The sequence below is a fragment of the Flavobacterium sp. LHD-85 genome (assembly GCF_030929595.1).
Classification (GTDB): Bacteria; Bacteroidota; Bacteroidia; order Flavobacteriales; family Flavobacteriaceae; genus Flavobacterium.
In genome coordinates, this window is sequence record NZ_JAVFVR010000001.1 from 414,057 (window position 1) to 434,948 (window position 20,892).

The following is a 20,892-nucleotide window of genomic DNA, read 5'->3' on the forward strand; positions in this document are numbered from 1 at the left end:
TACATAATAAAATTGGGTTGCAAAATTATAAAATTTTTGCAACCCAACCAAGTTTTTAATCTATTGTATTTGAAGCAGTTTTAATCTGCTACATTGTTTTATTTATCGTCTCCCAATATTTTATAAGTAAGAGATTGAAGTATAGACAAAATAATACTGAATATTAAGGCTGTCCAGAATGTATCGACTACAAAACCTCCAACAATTTTTGTGCACAATAAAATAATTACAGCATTTATGACTAATAAAAACAACCCGAGTGTAACAAATGTTACTGGTAGAGTCAGCAATACTAAAATTGGTTTAATAAAGATATTCAGTAATCCTAAAACCACTGCAACAATTACAGCCGTACCAAAACTAGCAACATGCACGCCGGTTAAAATGTTAGACAATAATAAAACCAAGGCAGCCGTAACAAGGAGTCTAAGTAATAATTTCATAGTTCTTCAGGTTTAAAATTTATTTAAAAGTACTAAAAATTCTTATCAAAAACGACTACTCTTTTAAAAACGTAGCAGTCAATTCGAAAAACATCTTCGGATTTTCAGCATGAAGCCAATGCCCAGCATTTGGAATAGTTTCCAGTTTTAAATCTGGAAAATGCTTGCGAATTTCATCCATATCGGCATCTTGAATGTAACCAGAATTTCCGCCTCTAATAAATAATGTGGGTTTATTAAAAACCAAATGATCTGCCAAAGGTTTTCCAATTGCGTCGAGATTATTATTAAACGCTTCAAGATTAAATCTAAAGGCTAATTGTCCAGGTTCTCTCCAATATAGATTTTTCAACAAAAACTGACGTGTTCCAAAATCTGGAACATATTGAGACACTATCTCTTCTACATCATTTCGGCTTGGTTTTACCGAAAAATCAACAGCATTTAATCCTGCCAAAATATCTTGATGATGCTGCTTATAGAATCTCGGGCCAATATCTGCCACAATTAATTTATCTACAATTTCTGGATGTGTTGTTGCAAAAAGCATTGCCACTTTTCCTCCCATTGAATGCCCTAGAATATCAATTCTGGTTAGATTATTCGCCTGACAATATTCATAAACATCCTGAACCATCGCTTCGTAACTCCATTCGTCCGAATGAAAACTACGACCGTGGTTTCTTAAATCTAAAATATGAACTTGAAATCCGGCTTCTACGTATTGCCCCGCAAGTGTTTTCCAGTTGTCAGACATTCCGAGAAATCCGTGCATGATGACAAATGGCTTCCCTTCGCCTTCTATTTTTGAATAAAGCATATTTTTGTTTTTTCCTTTTAAAGAATTATTTCAATTTATTCAGATACATATTGACAGTATTATCTAGACCTAGATAAAGTGCCTCCGAAATTAAAGCATGCCCAATAGAAACTTCCAATAAACCAGGAATATTTTGTTTGAAAAATTTAATATTATCCAAACTCAAATCGTGCCCAGCATTGATTCCTAAACTCAATTCGTTTGCCAACAGTGCAGCTTTTGTGTAAGGTTCAATTCCTTTTTCGTTTCCTAAACTATATTGGTGTGCAAAAGATTCAGTATATAATTCAATTCTGTCAGTTCCTGTTTTTTTTGCTCCTTCAATCATTTCTAAAATTGGATCAACAAAAATCGAAGTTCTGATTCCGTTTCTTTGAAATTCCTGAATTACTTCAGTTAAATATTCTTGATTTTTAATTGTATCCCAACCTGCAGACGAAGTTATTGCACCAATTGCATCTGGAACCAATGTCACCTGATCTGGTTTGCATTCTAAAACTAAATCAATAAAATTATGTTGCGGATTCCCTTCAATATTATATTCCGTTGTAACGACTGCTTTTAAATCGCGTGCATCTTGATAACGAATATGACGCTCATCTGGACGCGGGTGAATTGTAATTCCTTGTCCGCCAAATCGCTGAATATCTGCAGCTACTTTTAATAAATCGGGAACATTTCCGCCACGAGCATTTCGAAGCGTTGCTATTTTATTGATATTAACACTTAATTTTGTCATATAAATAGATATTAATTCTAGTAATCTTATATTTGTTACGACAAAAATACAAAGTAAAACAGAGTGGTTTTCGGTATTTTTTGATTATTTTGCATCAAATATCCTCAATTGATTTATGACAGAAATTACAAACTATATCACAAACGATTTCAGAGCGATTGACAGTCAGGAAACGATAGCCTCGATCCAGGACTTTTTTGTCGATGTAAATTTTTCTCATTTTCCGATTCTAGAAGACGGTGTTTTTATTGGAAGCATCTCTTCTGATGATGTTGAAACATTTGACATTGATAAAAAAGCTATTGACTACAAATATACTTTAGAACGTTTTTTTGCCAGAAAATCAATGATCTGGCTGGATGTTCTAGAAGTTTTTGCCAAAAACCACACCAACCTTCTCCCAATTCTTGATGAAAACAATAACTACATCGGTTATTACGAAATGGAAGACATTATGAAGTTTTTTCAAGAAACTCCATTCTTAAAAGAACCTGGTGCGATTATTATTGTTCAAAAAGGACTTTTGGACTATTCTATGAGTGAGGTGACTCAAATTGTAGAAAGCAATAACGGAAAAGTTTTAGGCTGTTTTGTTTCTGAAGCTGATACCGAAAATGTTCAAATCACTGTAAAAATTGGTTTAGGAGCAATCAATGAAATTATTCAGACTTATAGAAGATACGGTTATGAAATTATTTCAGAACATCAGGAAGACACCTATATTAACAGTTTAAAAGAGCGATCAGATTATTTAGACAAATACCTTAATATATAAGTTATGAATGTGCCAATGAGAAAATTAGTTAATTAGATAATTTTCGCATTTCCCAATTATCTAATTGCCACATTGACAAATTCTCTAATTTAACAACGAATGAAAATAGCCATTTACGGACAATATTATCAGAACAGCACTGAACCTATTATAAAAGACATTTTCAATTTCTTTAATGCCAACAATGTCGAAATGGTAATTGAAGAAAATTTCTTGAACATGCTTTATGAAAAACAACTTGTAAAAAAAGAATACAAAACTTTTTCTCCAAGCACTGCTTTAGACAATAGTTTCGAAATGCTTATTAGTATTGGAGGCGACGGTACAATTTTAAGAGCCGCTGCTTTTGTTCGTAATTCAGGAGTTCCTTTGTTAGGTATAAATGCCGGAAGACTTGGTTTTCTTGCCAAAGTTCAAAAGGAAAACATCGATATTCTACTTCAATATGTTATTGATCAAAACTATACAACTTCAGAACGCACTTTATTAGGAATTACATGCGAACCTTATAATGAAGCATTCAAAGAACTTAACTTCGCCATGAACGAAGTTACTGTGAGCAGAAAAGATACAACATCGATGATCACGGTAGAAACTTATTTGAACAACGAATATCTAAATTCATATTGGGCTGATGGATTAATCATTTCAACACCAACAGGCTCTACAGGTTATTCTTTAAGCTGTGGCGGGCCAATTTTAACGCCAGATGTCAAAAGCTTAGTTATTACTCCAATTGCCCCTCATAATTTAACCGCCAGACCTCTTGTTATTCCTGACGATACCGAAATTACATTGCGAGTAACAGGAAGAGAAGATCAATATTTGGTTTCCTTAGATTCAAGAATTTCTTCGGTGAAAAACGAATCGATTATAAAAATTAAAAAAACAGATTACAAAATTAAAATGGTTGAAATACCAGGAGAAACTTTCTTAAAAACTTTAAGAAACAAACTGCTCTGGGGAGAAGATAAAAGAAATTAAACTCTTTTCTGATTCTTCACTATACGATAATACCACATTTTCTCGTTCTGCATGTAGTGAATCATCATTAAATTGCTCAAAATCACAACATAAAATGAAAAAAGAGCACATTTAACTAAAGGAACTTTGATTCGTATTGATAATTATTATATTTGCACGCAATTTTGAATTAAATGAAGAAAATTTTTAATTTATTGTTATGTTTTTTCCCCTTTATTACACTTAATGCTCAGATCAATGAGCTCGGTGTTTTTCTTGGCGGAAGCAACTTTGTAGGCGATGTTGGAAAAACAACTTATATTGCCCCAGAAAAACTAACCTTTGGAGTTCTTTACAAGTGGAACAGGAGTCCGAGACATTCATGGCGTTTCTCTTATATGCAGTCAAATGTTAGCGGAAATGATTTTAAATCTGATGAGACAGGCAGAAATCAAAGAGGTTATCGTTTTGACAACAATATAAAAGAACTTTCTGCTGGTTTAGAATTCAATTTTTTCGACTTTAATCTGCATGAAGATCGCACAAAGATAACACCGTATGTGTTTACCGGCCTAAGTTACTTTTTCTACGACAACTTATACAGATACACTACAAGCCCTAATACCGTATACGCACAAAAAAACCAAAGCACAGCAGCCATACCTATTATATTAGGTATAAAATCAAATATAACACCGCGTTTCATTTTAGCAGCTGAAGTTGGCGCACGTTATACCTTTACAGATAATATAGACGGAAGCAATCCAAATACAAGCAATCCAAATATCATGAAGTTTGGAAATTTAAATAATAATGACTGGTATATTTTTTCTGGTATGACTTTAACGTATACCTTTGGAAAAAAACCATGCTATTGCGCATACTAAAAAATGAATTTAATAGAATCAATAGATCACACAAACTTACCTAAACACCTAGCCATTATTATGGACGGTAACGGACGTTGGGCAAAACAACAAGGTTTTTTGCGCGCGTTTGGCCACGAAAATGGAACAAAATCTGTAAAAGAAATAATCAAAACCTCAGCTAAGCTTGGAATTGAGTATCTAACTTTATATGCTTTTTCTACAGAAAACTGGAATCGCCCAAAACTTGAGGTTCAGGCGTTAATGAAAATATTGATCAATTCATTAAAAAAAGAACTAGTAACCCTTCAAGAGAACAATATTCGCCTTAATGCAATTGGAAATCTTGACAAATTACCAAAAACAGCCCAAAAAGAACTTTTGGATGTTATGGATAAAACTAAAAACAATACTCGCTTAACCCTTACGCTTGCTTTAAGTTATGGCTCTAGAGAAGAATTGGTAAATGCCGTAAAGTCAATTAGTGATAAAGTTAAAAATAATATAATTTCAATAGACACTATTGACGATTCAATTATAAATGAGCATCTTTACACGCAAAATTTACCAGACGTAGATTTGTTAATACGAACAAGTGGAGAACATAGAATAAGTAATTTTTTGCTATGGCAGATTGCCTATGCAGAATTGTATTTTACTAATGTCTTATGGCCAGACTTTAAAGACCAAGATTTATATGAGGCTATTATTAGTTATCAAAAAAGAGAACGTAGATTTGGAAAAACCAGTGAACAAATTAAATAATTTTTTAGTGTTGCAAAAAAAAATACAAATAGTCCTTACCCTTTTACTTTTGGGTAGTTTTTCACAAATTAAAGCACAAGAAAGAGTTCCTTTTGATCAAGGAAAAAAATATATTCTAGCTAAAGTTTCTGTTGTTGGTAAAATAAGCTTCAATGAGCAGACTGTTGTAACCTTTTCTGGACTTCAAAAAGGTCAAGAAATCACCGTTCCTGGAGAAGAAATCAGTAGCGCAATTAAAAAATTAGGTAAACTAGGTTTATTTGACGAAATCGCTTTCTATGTTAATAAAGTAGAAAACGATAGTATTTATTTAGATTTAGATATCGTTGAACTTCCTAAATTAAATGAAGTTAAAATCGTTGGTGTCAAGAAAAGCAAAGTAGAAGGCTTGATTAAAGATAACAATCTGACTAAGAACAAAATCGTAAACGAAAACTTAATCACTACGACAAAAAATTACATTGAAAATAAATACAAAAAAGAAGGTTATTATAACACAAAAGTTACTATAACAAATACTCCAGACACTATCAATGGACATCAAGTAAATATGCTTGTAAGGATAGATAAAGGAGATAAGGTAAAAATAAGCAGCATTGACTTCATTGGCAACAAACAACTTACAGACAATCAGTTGCGTGCCGCAATGAAAGACACTAAACAGAAAAATTTCATTCGTGTATTTAAAGCTTCTAAATTTATTCCAGAAAAATACAAAACTGACTTAGAAAAAGTAATCGCAGCCTATAAAGAAAAAGGATACCGTGATGCCCGTATTATTTACGATTCTGTACAATACAGCAAGCAAAAAAATGCACTTGCAATCAAGATAAATGTAGAAGAAGGAAACAAATATTACTTTGGTAATATCAAATTCTTAGGTAACACTGTTTATTCAGATCAGCTTTTAAGCCGTTATTTAGGAATTAAAAAAGGGGAAACTTATAATGGAGTTTTACTAGAAAAAAGAATAGCTGATAAGACAAAACCAGACGCAGAAGATATTACGAATTTATACCAAAATAACGGTTATTTATTTTCAAACATCAATGCTGTAGAGGTAAAAACAGTTAACGATACGATCGATTTTGAGATTAGAGTTACTGAGGGTCCTATCGCCTATTTCAACAAAATTACTGTTGTTGGAAACGACAAAACAAATGACCATGTTATTTACCGTGAGTTAAGAACAAAACCAGGTGAAAAATACAGTAAAGAGCAATTAGTTAGAACTATTCGTGAGATTGGTCAATTGGGTTTCTTTGATCCAGAAGCAATTGATCCTAAATTTAAGAATGTAGATGCTGGAGCTGGAACGGTTGATATCGAATACAATGTAGTTGAAAAAGGATCTAGCCAAGTTGAACTTCAAGGAGGTTATGGCGGTGGAGGTTTCATTGGTACATTAGGACTTTCGTTTAACAACTTCTCGGCACGAAAGATATTTGATAAGGAAGCTTACAAGCCTTTACCAATGGGAGATGGACAAAAAGTTGCTCTTCGTTTACAAGGAAGTACTTATTTCCAAACCTATAGTTTATCTTTCTCAGAACCTTGGTTTGGAGGAAAGAAACCAGTGCAGTTTAGTTCATCTATTTCATACAGTAAGCAATTTCTTAACAATTACATCACTAGAACTGTTGATAAAAGCAAAAGTTTTAATATTTTTACAGTCCAAGTTGGTTTAGCAAAAAGATTAACCGTGCCAGATGACTACTTCGTGTTATCACAATCTGTAAGTTATCAGCACTATGACTTGAATAATTATAACACAGGTTTGTTTACTTTTGGTAATGGTGCATCAAGAAACTTAGCGTATACTATTGGACTTTCAAGAAGTAATAAAGGGGTAAACCCAATATTCCCTACTTATGGTTCTGAATTTAGTATTACGGCAAAAGTTACCCCTCCATACTCATTATTTAATGGTATTGATTATGGTGATTTACAAAACCAAAAAGATTACAAAACACAATATACTGGAACATCAGGAAGTGGTGTAGATGGAAAACCGCTTAACAATGGCGATTATGTTAAAACAGAAACTGTAAACGGTCAAACTGGCTATGTAAGTGTTGGTTCTGATTTCGCAAGTGCCGATACGGATGTAGCAAAAGTCGATCAGAAAAAGTACAACTGGTTAGAATATTATAAAGTAAAATTTAAGGGAGACTGGTATACTAAAGTTTATGGAAAACTAGTATTGAGAACTCTAACTGAGTTTGGTTTCTTAGGAGCTTACAATCAAGAAAGAGGTGTAATTCCGTTTGAGCGCTTTTACTTAGGAGGTGATGGTATGGCTAACTACTCAATGGATGGTAGAGAGACTATTCAATTAAGAGGTTATCCAAACAACTCTTTGACTCCTGTAAACGCAAATGGTGATGCAATTGGAGCAACGATTTACAACAAATTCTCTATGGAATTACGTTACCCAATTACATTAAAAGCATCGGCTTCTATTTTTGCATTAACGTTCTTAGAAGCAGGTTCATCATATCCGACGTTTAAAGATTACAACCCATTCGACTTAAGTCGTTCTGCTGGTGCTGGTTTACGTGTATTCATGCCTGCATTTGGATTATTGGGTATTGACTTTGGTTACGGATTTGACGCTCTTCCAGGACAAACAAAAGCTAATGGTTGGGAAACACACTTTATCATTGGACAACAATTTTAGTGAAATAACGTTTGGTTAAAAATCATCAAATAAAGTTATGTTATGAGAAAACAATTTTTATTTATATTTTTAGCCTTGATTGTAGCAAATACAAGTCAGGCACAAGGAAAGACGACTCGAATTGGCTACATCGATATGGAGTATATTTTAGAAAATGTTTCCGATTATAAAGAAGCCAAATCACAATTAGAGCAAAAAGCTCAAAAGTGGAAGCAAGAAGTAGAGGCTAAAAAATTAAATATAAATAATTTGAAGGAAAGCTTGAAAACAGAAAAAGCTTTACTTACAAAAGAATTAATAGAAGAAAGAGAAACCGAAATTAAGTTTCTTGAACAAGAAATGATGGATTATCAGCAGAAACAATTTGGGTCTGATGGAAATCTAATGAGACAAAAAGCAGCTTTAGCAAAGCCTATACAAGATCAGGTTTTTACTGCCGTACAAGATATAGCAGAAGCAAAAAATTATGATTTTGTTTTTGATAAATCATCAGATCTTACCATGCTTTTTAGCAATAAAAGATTTGATATTAGCGATCAGGTTTTAAGAATTTTAAACCGTACTGAAAAACGTGAACAGCTGACCAAAAAACAATTGAAAGAGCAAGAGGCTAAAGAAAATATTGAAAATGCAATTGACGAAAATCCAGCGATGGCCGACCGCCAAAAAGCACTTGATGAGAAAAGAGCAGCGAGAGAAAAGCTAATTCAAGACAGAAAATTAGAGCAAGAAGCTAAGAGAAAAGAATACGAAGACAGAAGAAAAGCTTTACAAGAAGAAAGAGAAGCGAAAAAAAATGGCACGGTTTCTGGAACAGCTACACCAACAGCCGTTCCTGCTGCAACTACGACAACGAGTGGTGATGCCAAAACAAACTCGACTGCAAAAACTGCAACACCTGCTGCCACTGGAGAAACAACTCCTACTGAACAGCCTGCAATGACAAAAGCAGAAGAGAGACAATTACTCTACGAACAACGTAAAAAAGAATTGGAAGAAAGAAGAAAGAAAATTTTAGAAGAAAGAGAAGCGGCTAAAAAAGCAAAAGAAGCCCAAACGCAAAAAACAAATACGACCAATAATTAATTAATATTTTAAAAATGATGAAACAAATCAAAACTTTACTAATTGCTGCAATTCTTATTTTAGGAGCAAGTAACACAATGAACGCGCAAGCGAAGGTAGCTCATGTTGATGTAAGCGAGATCATGTCTAAAATGCCTGCTATGCTAGATGCTCAAAATCAACTGCAAAAATTAAGTGGTACATATGATGCTGAATACAAAAAAATGGTTGACGAATATCAAGTAAAAATCAAAAAGTACGAAGCTGAAGCTGCAACTGTAACTGATGCTGTAAACGGTGAGCGTTCTAAAGAGGTTCAAGATATGCAAAAAAGAATTGTTGATTACAGAGACAATGCTCAAAAAGAATTACAACAAAAAGAAACTGATATCGTAAAACCTTTAATGGAAAAAGTTAGAGCTTCTATCCAAAAAGTTGGAAAAGCTAAAGGTTTCCAATACGTTTTAGACGGTTCTACTTTATTATTAGCTGATGGTCCAAACATCACTGCTGATGTTAAAAAAGATTTAGGATTCTAAGAAATTAAATCTCGATAATTAAACTGCTCAATTTATTCAATTTGAGCAGTTTTTTTTTACAAAAAATTAAAACCAATCTTTGGTATTATTTCAAGATTTCACTTAACTTAGAATATCGAATTTTTATTAAAAAATATTAAATTTGCTTTATGACAAACAATAATCCTATAGGCGTTTTTGATTCTGGTATTGGCGGGACTTCCATTTGGAGCGCCATCCACGAACTTCTTCCAAATGAAAAAACCATTTATCTGGCTGATAATAAAAATGCGCCTTACGGCCAAAGAAGCAAAGAAGAGATTGTTGCATTAAGCAAAAAAAATGTAGAATTTTTACTAGAGAATAACTGCAAACTTATTGTTGTGGCCTGCAATACGGCTACAACAAATGCTATAGTAGAACTTCGTGCAGATTACGATGTTCCGTTTGTTGGAATTGAGCCTGCCATCAAACCAGCAGCAAACAATTCTCAAACTCAGGTGATTGGAATTTTAGCGACAAAAGGCACTCTTAATAGTGAGTTGTTTAATAAAACTGCTGAGATGTTTCATAACACCAAAATCATTGAGCAGGTTGGACACGGACTTGTACAGCTTATTGAAGACGGTAATTTGTACTCGCCAGAAATGACACAATTGTTAGAGTCATATCTGCAGCCTATGATTGAAGCTAATATTGATTACTTGGTTTTAGGATGCAGCCACTACCCTTACCTAATTCCTCAGATAAAAAAAATTCTCCCAGATCATATTAAAATAATAGATTCAGGAGAAGCTGTTGCGCGCCAAACTAAAAATCTACTTAAAGACAAAGTTGGCTTTTCAGAAAGTACAGATATTGATCCTGTATTTTATGTTAATTCTGATCCTAAAGTTTTAGAATCAATTTTAGAATATAAATATCCCGTAATCAAAAAAGACTTTTAAATTATTACTCAAACTTCCGCTTGACGAACCAAATTCCGTCCAACGATAGATTGAGTGATATTTTATGATAGTTTTCTTTTATTAAATCATTTGCGATTCTGCCTTTCTGTCCATAAGAATAGGAAATATTAAGTGACGAAAATGTGTTATCAATTGGCAGATTTAGTCCAATAGAAATAGATGCACTATTTACACGCTGCTTATCGACTTCAAGATAGCCATTGTCAAAGTTTAAACCAGCTGCATACCCGACTCTATCCCAATATCTTCTAACATTCTTACTGGCACTATAGGTGAATCCTAGCGCAAAACGATCTTGATTTACAAATTCGCCATACAGATCAGACTGATTGGTATTCTTCCAGAAGCTTTTTTCATAATCTAAAGTCACATTTACATTGTTTTTAAATCGCTTGCTGGCTCCAAAACCTATTTCTAAAGGCATATAATAATCGTCAGCATCTGAAGCCTTGTCGGTTTCTATAGAAGATTCTACCTCATCTGCAATACTTGTTACAGATTGTACTTTGGAAGCGTTTATTCTTGTAGGAACTTTGAAAGTTGTTCCAATTGTAAATGTAGAATCTATTTTAAACTGAGCTCCTAATGTTGCACGAAGGCCTCTATAATCTGTTTGCTTATGAATGGTAGTAATAGCATTCGAAATTAAAAAAGCTCGATCATCAACTGTGTTACCAAAAAGTACCGTTCCGGTTGCTCCCAGTGTCAGTTTTTTTCCAAATCTATACCCGTATGAAAAATCCAGGTTATTCAAACCTCCAGATCCTTGTGCCGTTACATAATAATATTCTTGACTATCGGCAATTGGAAGTTTTAAATTTGAGATTTTAAATACCGAACTTGAATATGGTCGAAGTGCCAAGCTAAAACCCGAATTTTTAGTAACGGGAAAAGCAAAAGCTAAATGAGAAAACTGAAAATTATTTCGTTTTTCTGTACGAGTATTACTTTGATAAGTTGTAGCAATAGCTTTTCCTCCAATATCAAAAAGAAAATGATTTTGATACATAAATCCTAAAGAGGCTGGATTTAAATTATTGATAAAAGTATCTGAAGGCAAAGCAATTCCTGAACCGCCAATTGAAGGCAGATAACCAAAATCTGAGTCATACAAACTTCCAACACCATAGAGTGAATATGGAGAACTTGAAATACTTTGAGAAAACGAAGTCAGCGACATTAAAAGGAAGCAACTCCATAAAACAATTTTATTTTTCATTTAGTAAGAGATGTAATAAATTTTCAGCTGGATTTTATTGTTCAAGTGCTTTTGATCACCTAACACTATTCGGTTAACAGACTGTGCAATTCCCGGCAAGGTGAGAATAAGTGATGATCTCGAATCGGATTGCTTTAGCATTTCTTTCTGCAGAAAAGTTCCCACAGAAATGTAATAGCCAACATTTTCATTAAACTCATCGCTCTTCTGATTCAGTTTCCCATAGACCGAAGTACCCGCTGCGTTCACTAGAGTGCCACTTATTCGATTCAAATTATCACCCACATAAACAGTGAGAGAATCTGCCAAAGGATATTTCTCTGAATAAGAATTATTGACAGGTTTCAAAATTAATTCGGCATCGACAATTGCCCCATTCGCTGAAATATTTTTAAACTGTTTAATATTCGGAAAATCGACTCGACAAGCCACTCCAGTTCCAGACTGGATGTAACCTTGATTATTTGTTAAAATACTGGATAATTTACTAGACGAAACGGGAAGATTTTGAAGAATAGTCCCTGTTTTATCCGACGAAATAGAGTTAAATTGTTTAGTAGCATCTAAAATTTGAAAATCGAGTATGTAGGACACCTCTTCAACATCGGCCTGATATTTTGAGTAATACATTCGGACCTTACTTGTTGACACGCTAAAACCAATAGCACTTGAGGAATTTGATGTTTCGGGCACAAGCACCAATCCTTTCAAATACTCTGTAAAACTATCGTAATCTGTAATTTCCCTTTTTTTTATTTTTTGAAAAAGTGCCTCTCCAAATTCCTTGCTCATTTTAACATTAATAGAATCTTTATGAAGGGGGCTTGGTCTGTATGAAATTGTCCCTAAACTTTCGGGATTGTAACTCAAGGTTGAATTGTTATAGAAATTATCATCTTCACTATTTGGTTTAACCTTTTGAATTAATCTATGTATATTAAACGTCTGCACCTTTGTTGTATCTCCATAGTAATAACGATCGTATTTAAGAATCATAGAAATAGAGTCAAACACATAATTTACCGACTCTGTATCTGAACCCACACTAGACAAAGCATAATTACTAGTAGAAAGCTGAAAGTAACTATCTGATTTTACTTTCCCAAAAATAGGATCATCGTAATTCCCAATTAATATTCTGCCTCTATTTGAAGTCGCCAGTGAGTCAAAATTGATAGTTGACATTTCTACGGTCACAGTATCTATCATGATTACTTTATTGCTTAACGCGAGATAATCTGATCCAACAGTAAATTCTCCAGTGTCGGTGTCTGTACCACATGAAAATAAGGTAAGTACAAAAAGCAGTATCAATATAAACTTGTGCATAATTAATTTTTTGGGCAAATATAAATTGCCTGCTTTGGCAACACATCATAACATATACTATCACGCTCTTTTAAGCTACAAATTCTACAAAACAATCTATAATCTGAATTCTGCTACCAAATTTTAATTCGACGCGAAAAACAGCGGTTTTGTCTATCAAAACACGTCATATATATATCTTCTTTTTTTAAAGGGGTTCATCCATCTAATTTTGAGCCAATAAAATAAATAATGAAAGTAAGGTTTTTAGTTTGTTCTCTTTTTTTGATTTCATTTTTAGGTTTAAAAGCTCAGGAAAATTTTAACGCTGCTGTTAATTTTAAAACTGAACCAACTGAAAAGATAAATTTTAGCGAAACAAACATTGCTGTTTTTTATCAGAAGAAACTGGGAGCAAAAAGCAAAATAGCAAATACGTTAGAATACTCTAACCTGAAGGTGAATTACGAATTCAATGCCTATAATATGTATGCAGATGAGGATAAATTCAACCAAGTTCAAAACAAGTTTGAGTATTCGTCTGAAATAACAGAAAAAACAAAATGGCAACTTTCTATTATTCCGACAGCAAATTTTCAGAGCAAATTGGATTTTTCAGATGTCACTCTTTTAGGAAGTTTAGAAATCAGCCAACAGCTTAGTTCCAAACTAAATATAATAATCGGAGCTGGCAGAACATCCATTTTTGGAGCGCCAAAATTTACGCCGATTGTTGTTTTTGATTACAAAATGAATGACAAAACCAATTTTAAAATCGGATTCCCAGATTCTAGAATTTCTTATTCTAATAATGATCGAAACAAATTTAGTCTGACAAATAGTTTCAATGGCAGCTTTTATCATTTAGACAAAAAAAACACAGATAGCAATGCCGAAAAAGCTGTTTTATCGCAAATGACATCGGCTTTGGAATATGAAAGAAATGTTGGGAGCAATTGGTTTTTAAATTTTAAAGCTGGTTACGATTTCGATAAAAAATACAATTTAATAGATAGCAGTAACCATAAAATATACGACTACAATAGCGGAAATGGGTACGTTTTAGGAATAGGGATCAAATACAAACAATAAATATTAAATACACTATGATTAATCTAAAAAAAGTAATTTTATTCGCAGCGCTTTTTTCGAGCCTCTTTTTTATAAGCTGCAGCAATGACGATGACGATGATGATTTGGTAGGAAACTGGATTAAAAAATCAGCCTTTGACGGCCCTGCAAGATCTAGTGCCACAAGTTTCGTTATCGGAGATTATGCTTATGTTGTTGGGGGATATACTGGCGATGTTTATTTAAAAGATCTTTGGGTTTACAACTCAAACGGAGATTACTGGGAACAGAAAGCAGATTTTGGAGGTATAGGAAGAAGTTCTGCCTCTAGTTTTGCACTAAACGAAAAAGGTTATGTCGGTCTTGGTTATGATGGAACAAACAAACTGAAAGACTTTTATCAGTATGATCCTTCTGCAAACAGCTGGACACAAAAAACCGATTTTGCAGGAACTGCGCGTTATGCTGCTGTAGGTTTTCAGGTTGGCGGAAAAGCGTATTTTGGAACAGGTTATGACGGAAACTATTTAAAAGATTTTTATCAGTACGATGACCAAGCCAATACTTGGACTCTAGTAAATGGTTTTAGCGGAAACAAAAGACGTAACGCAACCGTTTTTACAATTGCAGACAAAGCTTACTTAGTAACTGGCGTAAACAACGGTGTTTATCAGGAAGATTTCTGGGAATTTGACCCATCAACAGATGTTTGGACAAGAAAACGTGATATCGATAAAGATACTGATGACGATTATAGCTACAATGACGATTATGCTATTGTACGTTCTAATGCTTCAAGTTTCTCTATGAATGGTTTAGGGTATGTTGTAGGAGGTGAAAATGTAAAAACAGTTTGGGAATACAATCCGTCAACTGATTTATGGACAGAAAGAACTCCAATGGAAGGCGCTACAAGAACAGATGCTGTTGGTTTCTCAATAAATAACCGCGGATTCTATATGTTAGGAAGAGTTGGCTCTACTTACTTTGACGATGCTTGGGAATTTAAACCATTGGACGAACAAAGCGACGATGATAATTAATATTAAAAAATTCTTCTGGAATAATATCCAGAAGAATTTAATAGCTTTTATGCTTCTTTTTCTTTTTACTGCATGTTCAAAAAAAGAAACTTTAACAACCGCGTCTTTTAAAACAAATTCTGGATGGGGATATACAATAGCTTACAAAGAAAAAGTTTTAATTAAGCAGTCAATTATACCAGTAATAAGTAACACGAAAAGCTTTGAAACAGAAAGCGATGCCCTAAAAGTTGCTGATTTTGTGAAACAGAAACTTCAACAAAACTTATCTCCAACGGTAACCAAAAATGAATTAATTTTATTAAAAATAAAATTGTAAATGCAGATCGATACCATTAAAAATACAGGCTACAACAAAATACTATTCCATTTTATGATATGGATTTTCTTTATTTTGACTTCTCTAATTCAATTTTACGAAAGTCCATTTAAGCTCGACAACGATTTTTATGCCCAATGGCTTTCAGGAATTTTATTGTTTTATCTGAACTATTTTTATTTGGTTCCAAATTACTTGCTGCAAAAAAAATATTGGCTATATGGTGCATTTGCCATCGGTCTGATTGTTCTATTTATGGTAATAAGATTCAATTATTTTATTCCCGAATTTAGGCATTTAAGACCTGAAAAAATGATACATTCTGAAACCATTATTCGTGACCCCCATTTTTTTCCGAGAGATGGCAAGATGCATCACAGAATAGAAATGAGACAGCCCCTTTTCTTTAAAATTGCGCCATCATTTTTCTATATTTTGATTATTACAATCTCTGCCATTATTCGAACATTGACTGAGTTTTATAATAATCAGCAAAACAAACTGATTGCCGAAACCCATAGAACAAATACAGAATTAATCTATCTGCGTAAACAGACCAATCCGCATTTTTTGTTTAATTCCTTAAACAGTATTTACTCCTTGGCACACAAAAAATCTGATTTGGTCCCTGATGCCATCGTAACCTTGTCTGAACTTATGCGCTATATGCTATATGAAACAGACAACAAAACGGTGGCTTTAGAAAAAGAAGTCAATTATATTCAGAATTATATCGAATTGCAAAAACTGCGATTAAATAATATTGAAGACATTGTGATTAATGTGCACGGAGATACCAAAAATAAGTTTATTGAGCCTTTACTATTAATTTCTTTTGTAGAAAATGCTTTTAAATACGGAACCGATTATAAGGGCGCCGCGCATGTAAAAATCAAGATTCTGATTACAGATCACAACCTTGACTTTTGGATCGAAAATACAATTGAAAACTATGTGAAAGATCCTGAAAACTCAGGAATCGGATTAGTAAATATCCAAAGCCGTCTTGATCTTCTTTACTCAAACGCGCACGAACTAACCATTACTCAAGATAATGAGTATTACCGAGTTCATTTAAATTTAAAGTTAGACGAAATTAAAACCGCAATACACTAAAGAAAACTGATTATGGACAGAAAAAAATTCATCCGAAATGGTATTTTGGGCATTGCTTCATTGGCAACAGCCTCAAAATTTTTAGAATCTTGTTCTAAAAGTGACAACGACGAAACCGACACAAGCAATTCTGGAGACGGGAGCTGCACGGTTTCTCCTTCAGAAACAAAAGGGCCATTCCCAATTAAAACGCCAAGTCAGCTGGTTTTAGAAAACATCAAATCTGACCGAGTTGGAATTGCGTTATTGATTAATTTAAAAATTGAAAACAAGAATAATAATTGCGAACCTCTTTCTGGAGTTTTAGTCGATATCTGGCATTGTGACAAAGATGGAAATTATTCTGAATATGGCGGTACGCAAATGCAGCAGACCGATTATACTTCTGTTCATTTCCTGAGAGGAAGACAAACTTCAAATGCAAGTGGAGAAGTTTCTTTTATTTCAATTTATCCAGGCTGGTACCAAGGAAGAGCGCCGCATGTACATGTGGAAGTTTTATCTAGTACGGGAGCTTCATTATTAGTGACACAGATTGCTTTTCCTGAAACAATTTCAAGTCAGGTATATTCAAGCACCAACTATGCAGCACACGGACAAGCAGATACTGCAAATACAAAAGACAATGTTTTTGCCGATAGCTTATCTGATGAACTCGCTACAATTACAGGAAACCTAACAGATGGTTATACGCTAACAAAAACGATAACCGTTAACGCATAATTTTGATTTGTAAAAACCAGTATTTTATGAAAATTTTAAAACTTAATTTACTGGTTTCAAAGTACTTTTGACTGCGAAATAAATTTAAAAAACTAATTCAGAAAAGATGAAATGTGTAATTATTGATGACGAACCTTTAGCTGTAGAATTATTGCAGGATTTTGTCAAAAAAGTAGATACCCTTGAGCTCGTAAACACTTTCAACAATGCTATCGATGCTGTTTCATTTATCAACCAGAATAATGTTGATTTGGTTTTTCTGGATATTCAGATGCCTCATTTTTCTGGAATTGATTTTTTAAATACAATAGAAAAAAAGCCTCTGGTTATATTTACAACTGCTTATTCTGATTATGCTGTAGAAGGATTTAATCTTGGTGCGGTCGATTACTTGGTGAAGCCAATTCCGTTTCATAGATTTTTAAAAGCTGTAGTAAGAGCACAGCAAGTTTTACAGCCTGTGGCAAATCCTGCAATTGCAGAAAACAATAATGCTCCTGAAATTGACCAGGACTTTATGTTTGTTAGAGCTGAATATGAAAATGTAAAATTGAATTTTGCTGATATTCTTTTTATTGAAGGCCTTAAAGATTATGTCAAAATTTACACCACAGACAATAAATTTACGCTGACCTTAATTAGTTTAATAAAACTTGAAAATCTGCTTTCTAGCAAAGGTTTTGCGAGAATTCATAGATCGTATATTATCAATATCAAACACGTAAAATCGATTCAGAAAAACAAGGTCTTAATAAGCGATAAAAGAATTCCAATCAGCGAAAGCTACAAAAATACTTTCTTCGAAAAAATCAACCTCTAGTTTTTCTAAACTCCAAAAAAAGAAAATTCCAAATTCCAAAAGTCAAACCTTGGAATTTGGAATTTTTTTATTTTTTTTTTAACTTATTCTTCGTTTTTGAACCAGCTTGAATACATCACGTAATTATTCGAAATACGTTCTATTTCGCCTGCAAAATCAGACTGATCAATATCTTTTACTTTTTTGGCAGGAACACCAGCATAAATGCTTCCTGAAGTCACAACCGTATTTTGGGTCACTACTGCTCCGGCAGCAATGATAGCATTGCTTTCTACTACGCAATTATCCATTACAATGGCTCCCATCCCGATTAAAACATTATCATGAATCGTACAGCCGTGCACAATCGCATTATGCCCGATTGAAACGTTATTTCCTATAATTGTTGGATGTTTTTGATATGTGCAGTGAATTACAGCGCCATCTTGAATATTTACCTTATTTCCAATTTTAATAAAGTGAACATCTCCCCTCACAACAGCATTAAACCAAACGCTGCAAGATTCTCCAAAAGTAACATCTCCTACAATAGTAGCATTTTCGGCAACATAACAATCCTCTGGAATAAGAGGCGATTTTCCGTTTACAGATTTAATAAGCATAATAATAATTTTAGTTAACTGCAGGACAATTACAGTCGTAACGTTCTTTTTTGCAGAATAAATTAACTCCTAAAGTAATTTGATGAAAGCCGCCTGTGTCAAACTTAACATCTCCCATGAGCTGAGTATAAGTATAAGCAAACATAAAGTTCTTGAAATTAACCCCAACAATTGGTGTAAAGTATTGCATATTTTGAGATGACACTCCACTTCCAGAAACATATTGCGCACCATCAAAACCTCTTCTATAAGATAAAGCCGCCCATAGACTTCCAAAATCCATGCTTTTGTAGGCTTTCATATTCAAATCAAGCGTTTTTGCTTTTGTCTGATCAAACAGCTGAAAAAGAATAGAAGGCTCCCAAGTCCAACTGCTGTTTTTTCCAAACACATAGCCAGCACTAAATAAAAACTTTCTAAGATTATCACTTTCGTAATCTGTATATAGTTCTCTTCTAGTTTCTAACAGTCCTTGAACTGTTGCATGCGCATAGAAATCCAAATAATTATACGAAGCTCCAATATCAAGATTAAAATATGAATCTTTCTGAATTGATCCAAATACAATTGGATCAAAAGTCCCTCCAAATTTTGTTTCGTCCAGTTGGCTTTGTATTAAACCTCCACTAATACCAAAAGACAACTGATTTAAATCTAGTTCATCTCTCGAAAACATAATATGATGTGCGTAAGTCAATTTTACACCTTTTTGAGAATGATATCCGTTTTTATCATTAAACAGAATTATACCAGCTCCAGAACGTTCCCCGATTCTTCCGTTAAAACTTAAAGTCTGCAGTGATGGAGCTTCTTCTTCTCCAAACCACTGTTTTCTGGCTGTCAATCTTATTTTAGCACAGTTGGCCGCACCCGCCATCGAAGGATGAATTAGATAATAATTATCAGACAAATAATCAGAATAAACAGGTATTCCCTCCTGAGAATAAGAGTAAAAAGCAGTAATGAGAAAAATTAATAAAACCTTGATTTTTAATTTCATAAAGACAATATTGTTTCAATATAATTTTTACTCTTGCAATTTAACACGATTTATTTGAAAAGAGTCTTAATTATTTCATTAAAAAATCAAATATAGCCATTAGTAGAAAATAACTTTAGTAAATTTGCGAAAAATATATTACCATGACTAAAATCACTATAAAAGAGACTCAAAATCCAACTATTTTAAAGTTTGAATTTGAGGATTTCATTACTCAGAATCAAAACTTTGAGTTCAAAAATATCGATGAGGCACAAGCTTCTCCTCTAGCACAACAATTATTCTATTTACCGTTTGTTAAAACAGTTTATATCTCTGGAAATTTTATCGCTATTGAAAGATATAGCATTGTTGATTGGGATGATGTAAAAGATGCGGTTGCAGAACAAATAAGTGCTTTTGTTGACAAAGGTGGTGTTATCATTAAAATTGATGAAACAAAACCAAAAAAGCAGCCTATTACAGTATACGGAGAAACAACTCCAAATCCTTCTGCATTGAAATTCGTTGTAAGCAGAATGCTTACTCGCAATGCTGTAGAATACAAAAATATTGATCAGACTGCTTCTTCTCCATTAGCTCAAGAATTATTCAAATTCCCTTATGTGAAAGAAATTTTTATTGATGAAAATTATATTTCTGTAACAAAATATGAAATCAATAACTGGGACGAAATCACTCTAGAATTAAGAACTTTTATTAAACAATTTATAGAAAACGGAGGAACTGTTTTAGATGAAAGTTTAATTGAAACTAAAGCCAAAACTGAAGCAACAAAAGATGAGGCTTTTGATAAATTGGATGTGACTTCTCAGCAAATCATTAACATTCTAGAAGAATATGTAAAACCAGCAGTAGCTGCCGATGGTGGAAACATTGCTTTCGAATCTTATAATGAAGATGACAAAACGGTAAAAGTATTATTGCAAGGCGCTTGCAGCGGTTGCCCTTCTTCTACATTTACTCTAAAAAGCGGTATCGAAAATATGCTGAAAAGCATGCTTAATGATGATGCGATAAAAGTAGAAGCATCAAATGCATAATCTGGCAAAACTTATTATACAAAGCG

General features: G+C 33.4%; 22 protein-coding genes. 15 read left to right on the forward strand and 7 right to left on the reverse strand.

Annotation, left to right across the window (positions count from 1 at the left end):
* Positions 1-98: 98 nt before the first annotated feature.
* Genes RB618_RS01845 through RB618_RS01855 form a run of 3 tightly spaced genes read right to left on the reverse strand, consistent with a single transcriptional unit; the run spans position 99 to position 2,002 of the window.
* On the reverse strand, positions 99-443 hold the full coding sequence (locus tag RB618_RS01845; protein WP_111283849.1) for a phage holin family protein: 345 nt from the start codon (positions 441-443) through the stop codon (positions 99-101).
* Positions 444-498: 55 nt separating this feature from the next.
* Positions 499-1,263 (reverse strand): alpha/beta fold hydrolase, encoded by a 765-nt coding sequence (locus RB618_RS01850; RefSeq protein WP_308067232.1) that lies wholly within the window; start codon positions 1,261-1,263, stop codon positions 499-501.
* A gap of 25 nt (positions 1,264-1,288) precedes the next feature.
* On the reverse strand, positions 1,289-2,002 hold the full coding sequence (locus tag RB618_RS01855) for a pyridoxine 5'-phosphate synthase (protein WP_308067233.1): 714 nt from the start codon (positions 2,000-2,002) through the stop codon (positions 1,289-1,291).
* A 115-nt stretch (positions 2,003-2,117) separates the two neighbouring features.
* On the opposite strand from RB618_RS01855, the gene RB618_RS01860 reads away from it, so the two are divergent.
* The 8 genes from RB618_RS01860 (at position 2,118) to murI (ending at position 10,581) form a co-directional block, all read left to right on the forward strand.
* Positions 2,118-2,777 (forward strand): CBS domain-containing protein, encoded by a 660-nt coding sequence (locus RB618_RS01860; protein ID WP_308067234.1) that lies wholly within the window; start codon positions 2,118-2,120, stop codon positions 2,775-2,777.
* 99 nt (positions 2,778-2,876) lie between these two features.
* Complete coding sequence (locus RB618_RS01865) at positions 2,877-3,761, forward strand: NAD kinase (RefSeq protein WP_308067235.1); 885 nt, start codon at positions 2,877-2,879, stop codon at positions 3,759-3,761.
* 173 nt (positions 3,762-3,934) lie between these two features.
* Complete coding sequence (locus RB618_RS01870; RefSeq protein ID WP_308067236.1) at positions 3,935-4,627, forward strand: DUF6089 family protein; 693 nt, start codon at positions 3,935-3,937, stop codon at positions 4,625-4,627.
* 3 nt (positions 4,628-4,630) lie between these two features.
* Positions 4,631-5,371, forward strand: coding sequence for an isoprenyl transferase (locus RB618_RS01875; RefSeq protein WP_308067237.1), 741 nt, complete (start codon positions 4,631-4,633; stop codon positions 5,369-5,371).
* Positions 5,304-8,051 (forward strand): POTRA domain-containing protein, encoded by a 2,748-nt coding sequence (locus RB618_RS01880; protein WP_308067238.1) that lies wholly within the window; start codon positions 5,304-5,306, stop codon positions 8,049-8,051. The genes RB618_RS01875 and RB618_RS01880 overlap by 68 nt, the downstream gene beginning before the upstream one ends.
* 42 nt (positions 8,052-8,093) lie before the next feature.
* A complete protein-coding gene (locus RB618_RS01885; RefSeq protein WP_308067239.1) occupies positions 8,094-9,137 on the forward strand; it encodes an OmpH family outer membrane protein in 1,044 nt (347 codons plus the stop codon).
* A 14-nt stretch (positions 9,138-9,151) separates the two neighbouring features.
* Positions 9,152-9,655 (forward strand): OmpH family outer membrane protein, encoded by a 504-nt coding sequence (locus RB618_RS01890; RefSeq protein WP_170830271.1) that lies wholly within the window; start codon positions 9,152-9,154, stop codon positions 9,653-9,655.
* A gap of 149 nt (positions 9,656-9,804) precedes the next feature.
* On the forward strand, positions 9,805-10,581 hold the full coding sequence (murI, locus tag RB618_RS01895; protein ID WP_308067240.1) for a glutamate racemase: 777 nt from the start codon (positions 9,805-9,807) through the stop codon (positions 10,579-10,581).
* Between the two features lie 4 nt (positions 10,582-10,585).
* Here murI and RB618_RS01900 read toward each other — a convergent pair whose 3' ends face one another.
* Together RB618_RS01900 and RB618_RS01905 are read right to left on the reverse strand one after the other, a co-directional pair.
* Positions 10,586-11,821, reverse strand: coding sequence for an aromatic hydrocarbon degradation protein (locus RB618_RS01900; protein ID WP_308067241.1), 1,236 nt, complete (start codon positions 11,819-11,821; stop codon positions 10,586-10,588).
* Positions 11,822-13,150, reverse strand: a complete 1,329-nt coding sequence (locus RB618_RS01905) for a DUF4270 family protein (protein WP_308067242.1) — start codon at positions 13,148-13,150, stop codon at positions 11,822-11,824.
* 231 nt (positions 13,151-13,381) lie between these two features.
* Between RB618_RS01905 and RB618_RS01910 the strand changes: the two genes are divergently transcribed.
* The 6 genes from RB618_RS01910 to RB618_RS01935 all read left to right on the forward strand — a co-directional run bounded on the left by RB618_RS01910 (position 13,382) and on the right by RB618_RS01935 (position 18,221).
* Positions 13,382-14,221: a DUF6268 family outer membrane beta-barrel protein gene (locus tag RB618_RS01910; protein WP_308067243.1), complete on the forward strand. Its 840-nt coding sequence runs from the start codon at positions 13,382-13,384 to the stop codon at positions 14,219-14,221.
* 14 nt (positions 14,222-14,235) lie between these two features.
* Positions 14,236-15,243, forward strand: coding sequence for a kelch repeat-containing protein (locus tag RB618_RS01915; RefSeq protein WP_308067244.1), 1,008 nt, complete (start codon positions 14,236-14,238; stop codon positions 15,241-15,243).
* Positions 15,233-15,562 carry a DUF4907 domain-containing protein gene (locus tag RB618_RS01920; protein WP_308067245.1) on the forward strand — a complete coding sequence of 110 codons (330 nt, stop codon included), beginning with the start codon at positions 15,233-15,235 and terminating at the stop codon, positions 15,560-15,562. The genes RB618_RS01915 and RB618_RS01920 overlap by 11 nt, the downstream gene beginning before the upstream one ends.
* On the forward strand, positions 15,563-16,678 hold the full coding sequence (locus RB618_RS01925; protein WP_308067246.1) for a sensor histidine kinase: 1,116 nt from the start codon (positions 15,563-15,565) through the stop codon (positions 16,676-16,678). It begins immediately after the preceding gene.
* Positions 16,679-16,690: 12 nt separating this feature from the next.
* Entirely contained in the window at positions 16,691-17,401 is a 711-nt protein-coding gene (locus tag RB618_RS01930) for an intradiol ring-cleavage dioxygenase (RefSeq protein WP_308067247.1), read from the forward strand.
* A 106-nt stretch (positions 17,402-17,507) separates the two neighbouring features.
* Entirely contained in the window at positions 17,508-18,221 is a 714-nt protein-coding gene (locus RB618_RS01935; protein ID WP_308067248.1) for a LytTR family DNA-binding domain-containing protein, read from the forward strand.
* An 83-nt stretch (positions 18,222-18,304) separates the two neighbouring features.
* Here the strand turns inward: RB618_RS01935 and RB618_RS01940 are convergent, their stop codons facing one another.
* Together RB618_RS01940 and RB618_RS01945 are read right to left on the reverse strand one after the other, a co-directional pair.
* The gene (locus RB618_RS01940; protein WP_129748732.1) at positions 18,305-18,823 is read right to left on the reverse strand and encodes a gamma carbonic anhydrase family protein; all 519 of its coding nucleotides are present in this window, start codon (positions 18,821-18,823) and stop codon (positions 18,305-18,307) included.
* A 10-nt stretch (positions 18,824-18,833) separates the two neighbouring features.
* Positions 18,834-19,823, reverse strand: coding sequence for a type IX secretion system membrane protein PorP/SprF (locus tag RB618_RS01945; RefSeq protein ID WP_308067249.1), 990 nt, complete (start codon positions 19,821-19,823; stop codon positions 18,834-18,836).
* 143 nt (positions 19,824-19,966) lie between these two features.
* Between RB618_RS01945 and RB618_RS01950 the strand changes: the two genes are divergently transcribed.
* Positions 19,967-20,866: a NifU family protein gene (locus tag RB618_RS01950; RefSeq protein ID WP_111376655.1), complete on the forward strand. Its 900-nt coding sequence runs from the start codon at positions 19,967-19,969 to the stop codon at positions 20,864-20,866.
* The last annotated feature ends 26 nt before the right edge of the window (positions 20,867-20,892 follow it).

Coding starts and splice junctions, on each gene's coding strand:
- RB618_RS01875 (WP_308067237.1), top strand. CDS start 4,631: ATGAATTTAATAGAATCAATAGATCACACAAACTTACCTAAACACCTA.
- RB618_RS01935 (WP_308067248.1), top strand. CDS start 17,508: ATGAAATGTGTAATTATTGATGACGAACCTTTAGCTGTAGAATTATTG.
- RB618_RS01900 (WP_308067241.1), bottom strand. CDS start 11,821: ATGAAAAATAAAATTGTTTTATGGAGTTGCTTCCTTTTAATGTCGCTG.
- RB618_RS01885 (WP_308067239.1), top strand. CDS start 8,094: ATGAGAAAACAATTTTTATTTATATTTTTAGCCTTGATTGTAGCAAAT.
- RB618_RS01920 (WP_308067245.1), top strand. CDS start 15,233: ATGATAATTAATATTAAAAAATTCTTCTGGAATAATATCCAGAAGAAT.
- RB618_RS01880 (WP_308067238.1), top strand. CDS start 5,304: ATGAGGCTATTATTAGTTATCAAAAAAGAGAACGTAGATTTGGAAAAA.
- RB618_RS01905 (WP_308067242.1), bottom strand. CDS start 13,150: ATGCACAAGTTTATATTGATACTGCTTTTTGTACTTACCTTATTTTCA.
- RB618_RS01930 (WP_308067247.1), top strand. CDS start 16,691: ATGGACAGAAAAAAATTCATCCGAAATGGTATTTTGGGCATTGCTTCA.
- RB618_RS01910 (WP_308067243.1), top strand. CDS start 13,382: ATGAAAGTAAGGTTTTTAGTTTGTTCTCTTTTTTTGATTTCATTTTTA.
- RB618_RS01870 (WP_308067236.1), top strand. CDS start 3,935: ATGAAGAAAATTTTTAATTTATTGTTATGTTTTTTCCCCTTTATTACA.
- RB618_RS01945 (WP_308067249.1), bottom strand. CDS start 19,823: ATGAAATTAAAAATCAAGGTTTTATTAATTTTTCTCATTACTGCTTTT.
- murI (WP_308067240.1), top strand. CDS start 9,805: ATGACAAACAATAATCCTATAGGCGTTTTTGATTCTGGTATTGGCGGG.
- RB618_RS01845 (WP_111283849.1), bottom strand. CDS start 443: ATGAAATTATTACTTAGACTCCTTGTTACGGCTGCCTTGGTTTTATTA.
- RB618_RS01915 (WP_308067244.1), top strand. CDS start 14,236: ATGATTAATCTAAAAAAAGTAATTTTATTCGCAGCGCTTTTTTCGAGC.
- RB618_RS01890 (WP_170830271.1), top strand. CDS start 9,152: ATGATGAAACAAATCAAAACTTTACTAATTGCTGCAATTCTTATTTTA.
- RB618_RS01925 (WP_308067246.1), top strand. CDS start 15,563: ATGCAGATCGATACCATTAAAAATACAGGCTACAACAAAATACTATTC.
- RB618_RS01855 (WP_308067233.1), bottom strand. CDS start 2,002: ATGACAAAATTAAGTGTTAATATCAATAAAATAGCAACGCTTCGAAAT.
- RB618_RS01950 (WP_111376655.1), top strand. CDS start 19,967: ATGACTAAAATCACTATAAAAGAGACTCAAAATCCAACTATTTTAAAG.
- RB618_RS01865 (WP_308067235.1), top strand. CDS start 2,877: ATGAAAATAGCCATTTACGGACAATATTATCAGAACAGCACTGAACCT.
- RB618_RS01940 (WP_129748732.1), bottom strand. CDS start 18,823: ATGCTTATTAAATCTGTAAACGGAAAATCGCCTCTTATTCCAGAGGAT.
- RB618_RS01860 (WP_308067234.1), top strand. CDS start 2,118: ATGACAGAAATTACAAACTATATCACAAACGATTTCAGAGCGATTGAC.
- RB618_RS01850 (WP_308067232.1), bottom strand. CDS start 1,263: ATGCTTTATTCAAAAATAGAAGGCGAAGGGAAGCCATTTGTCATCATG.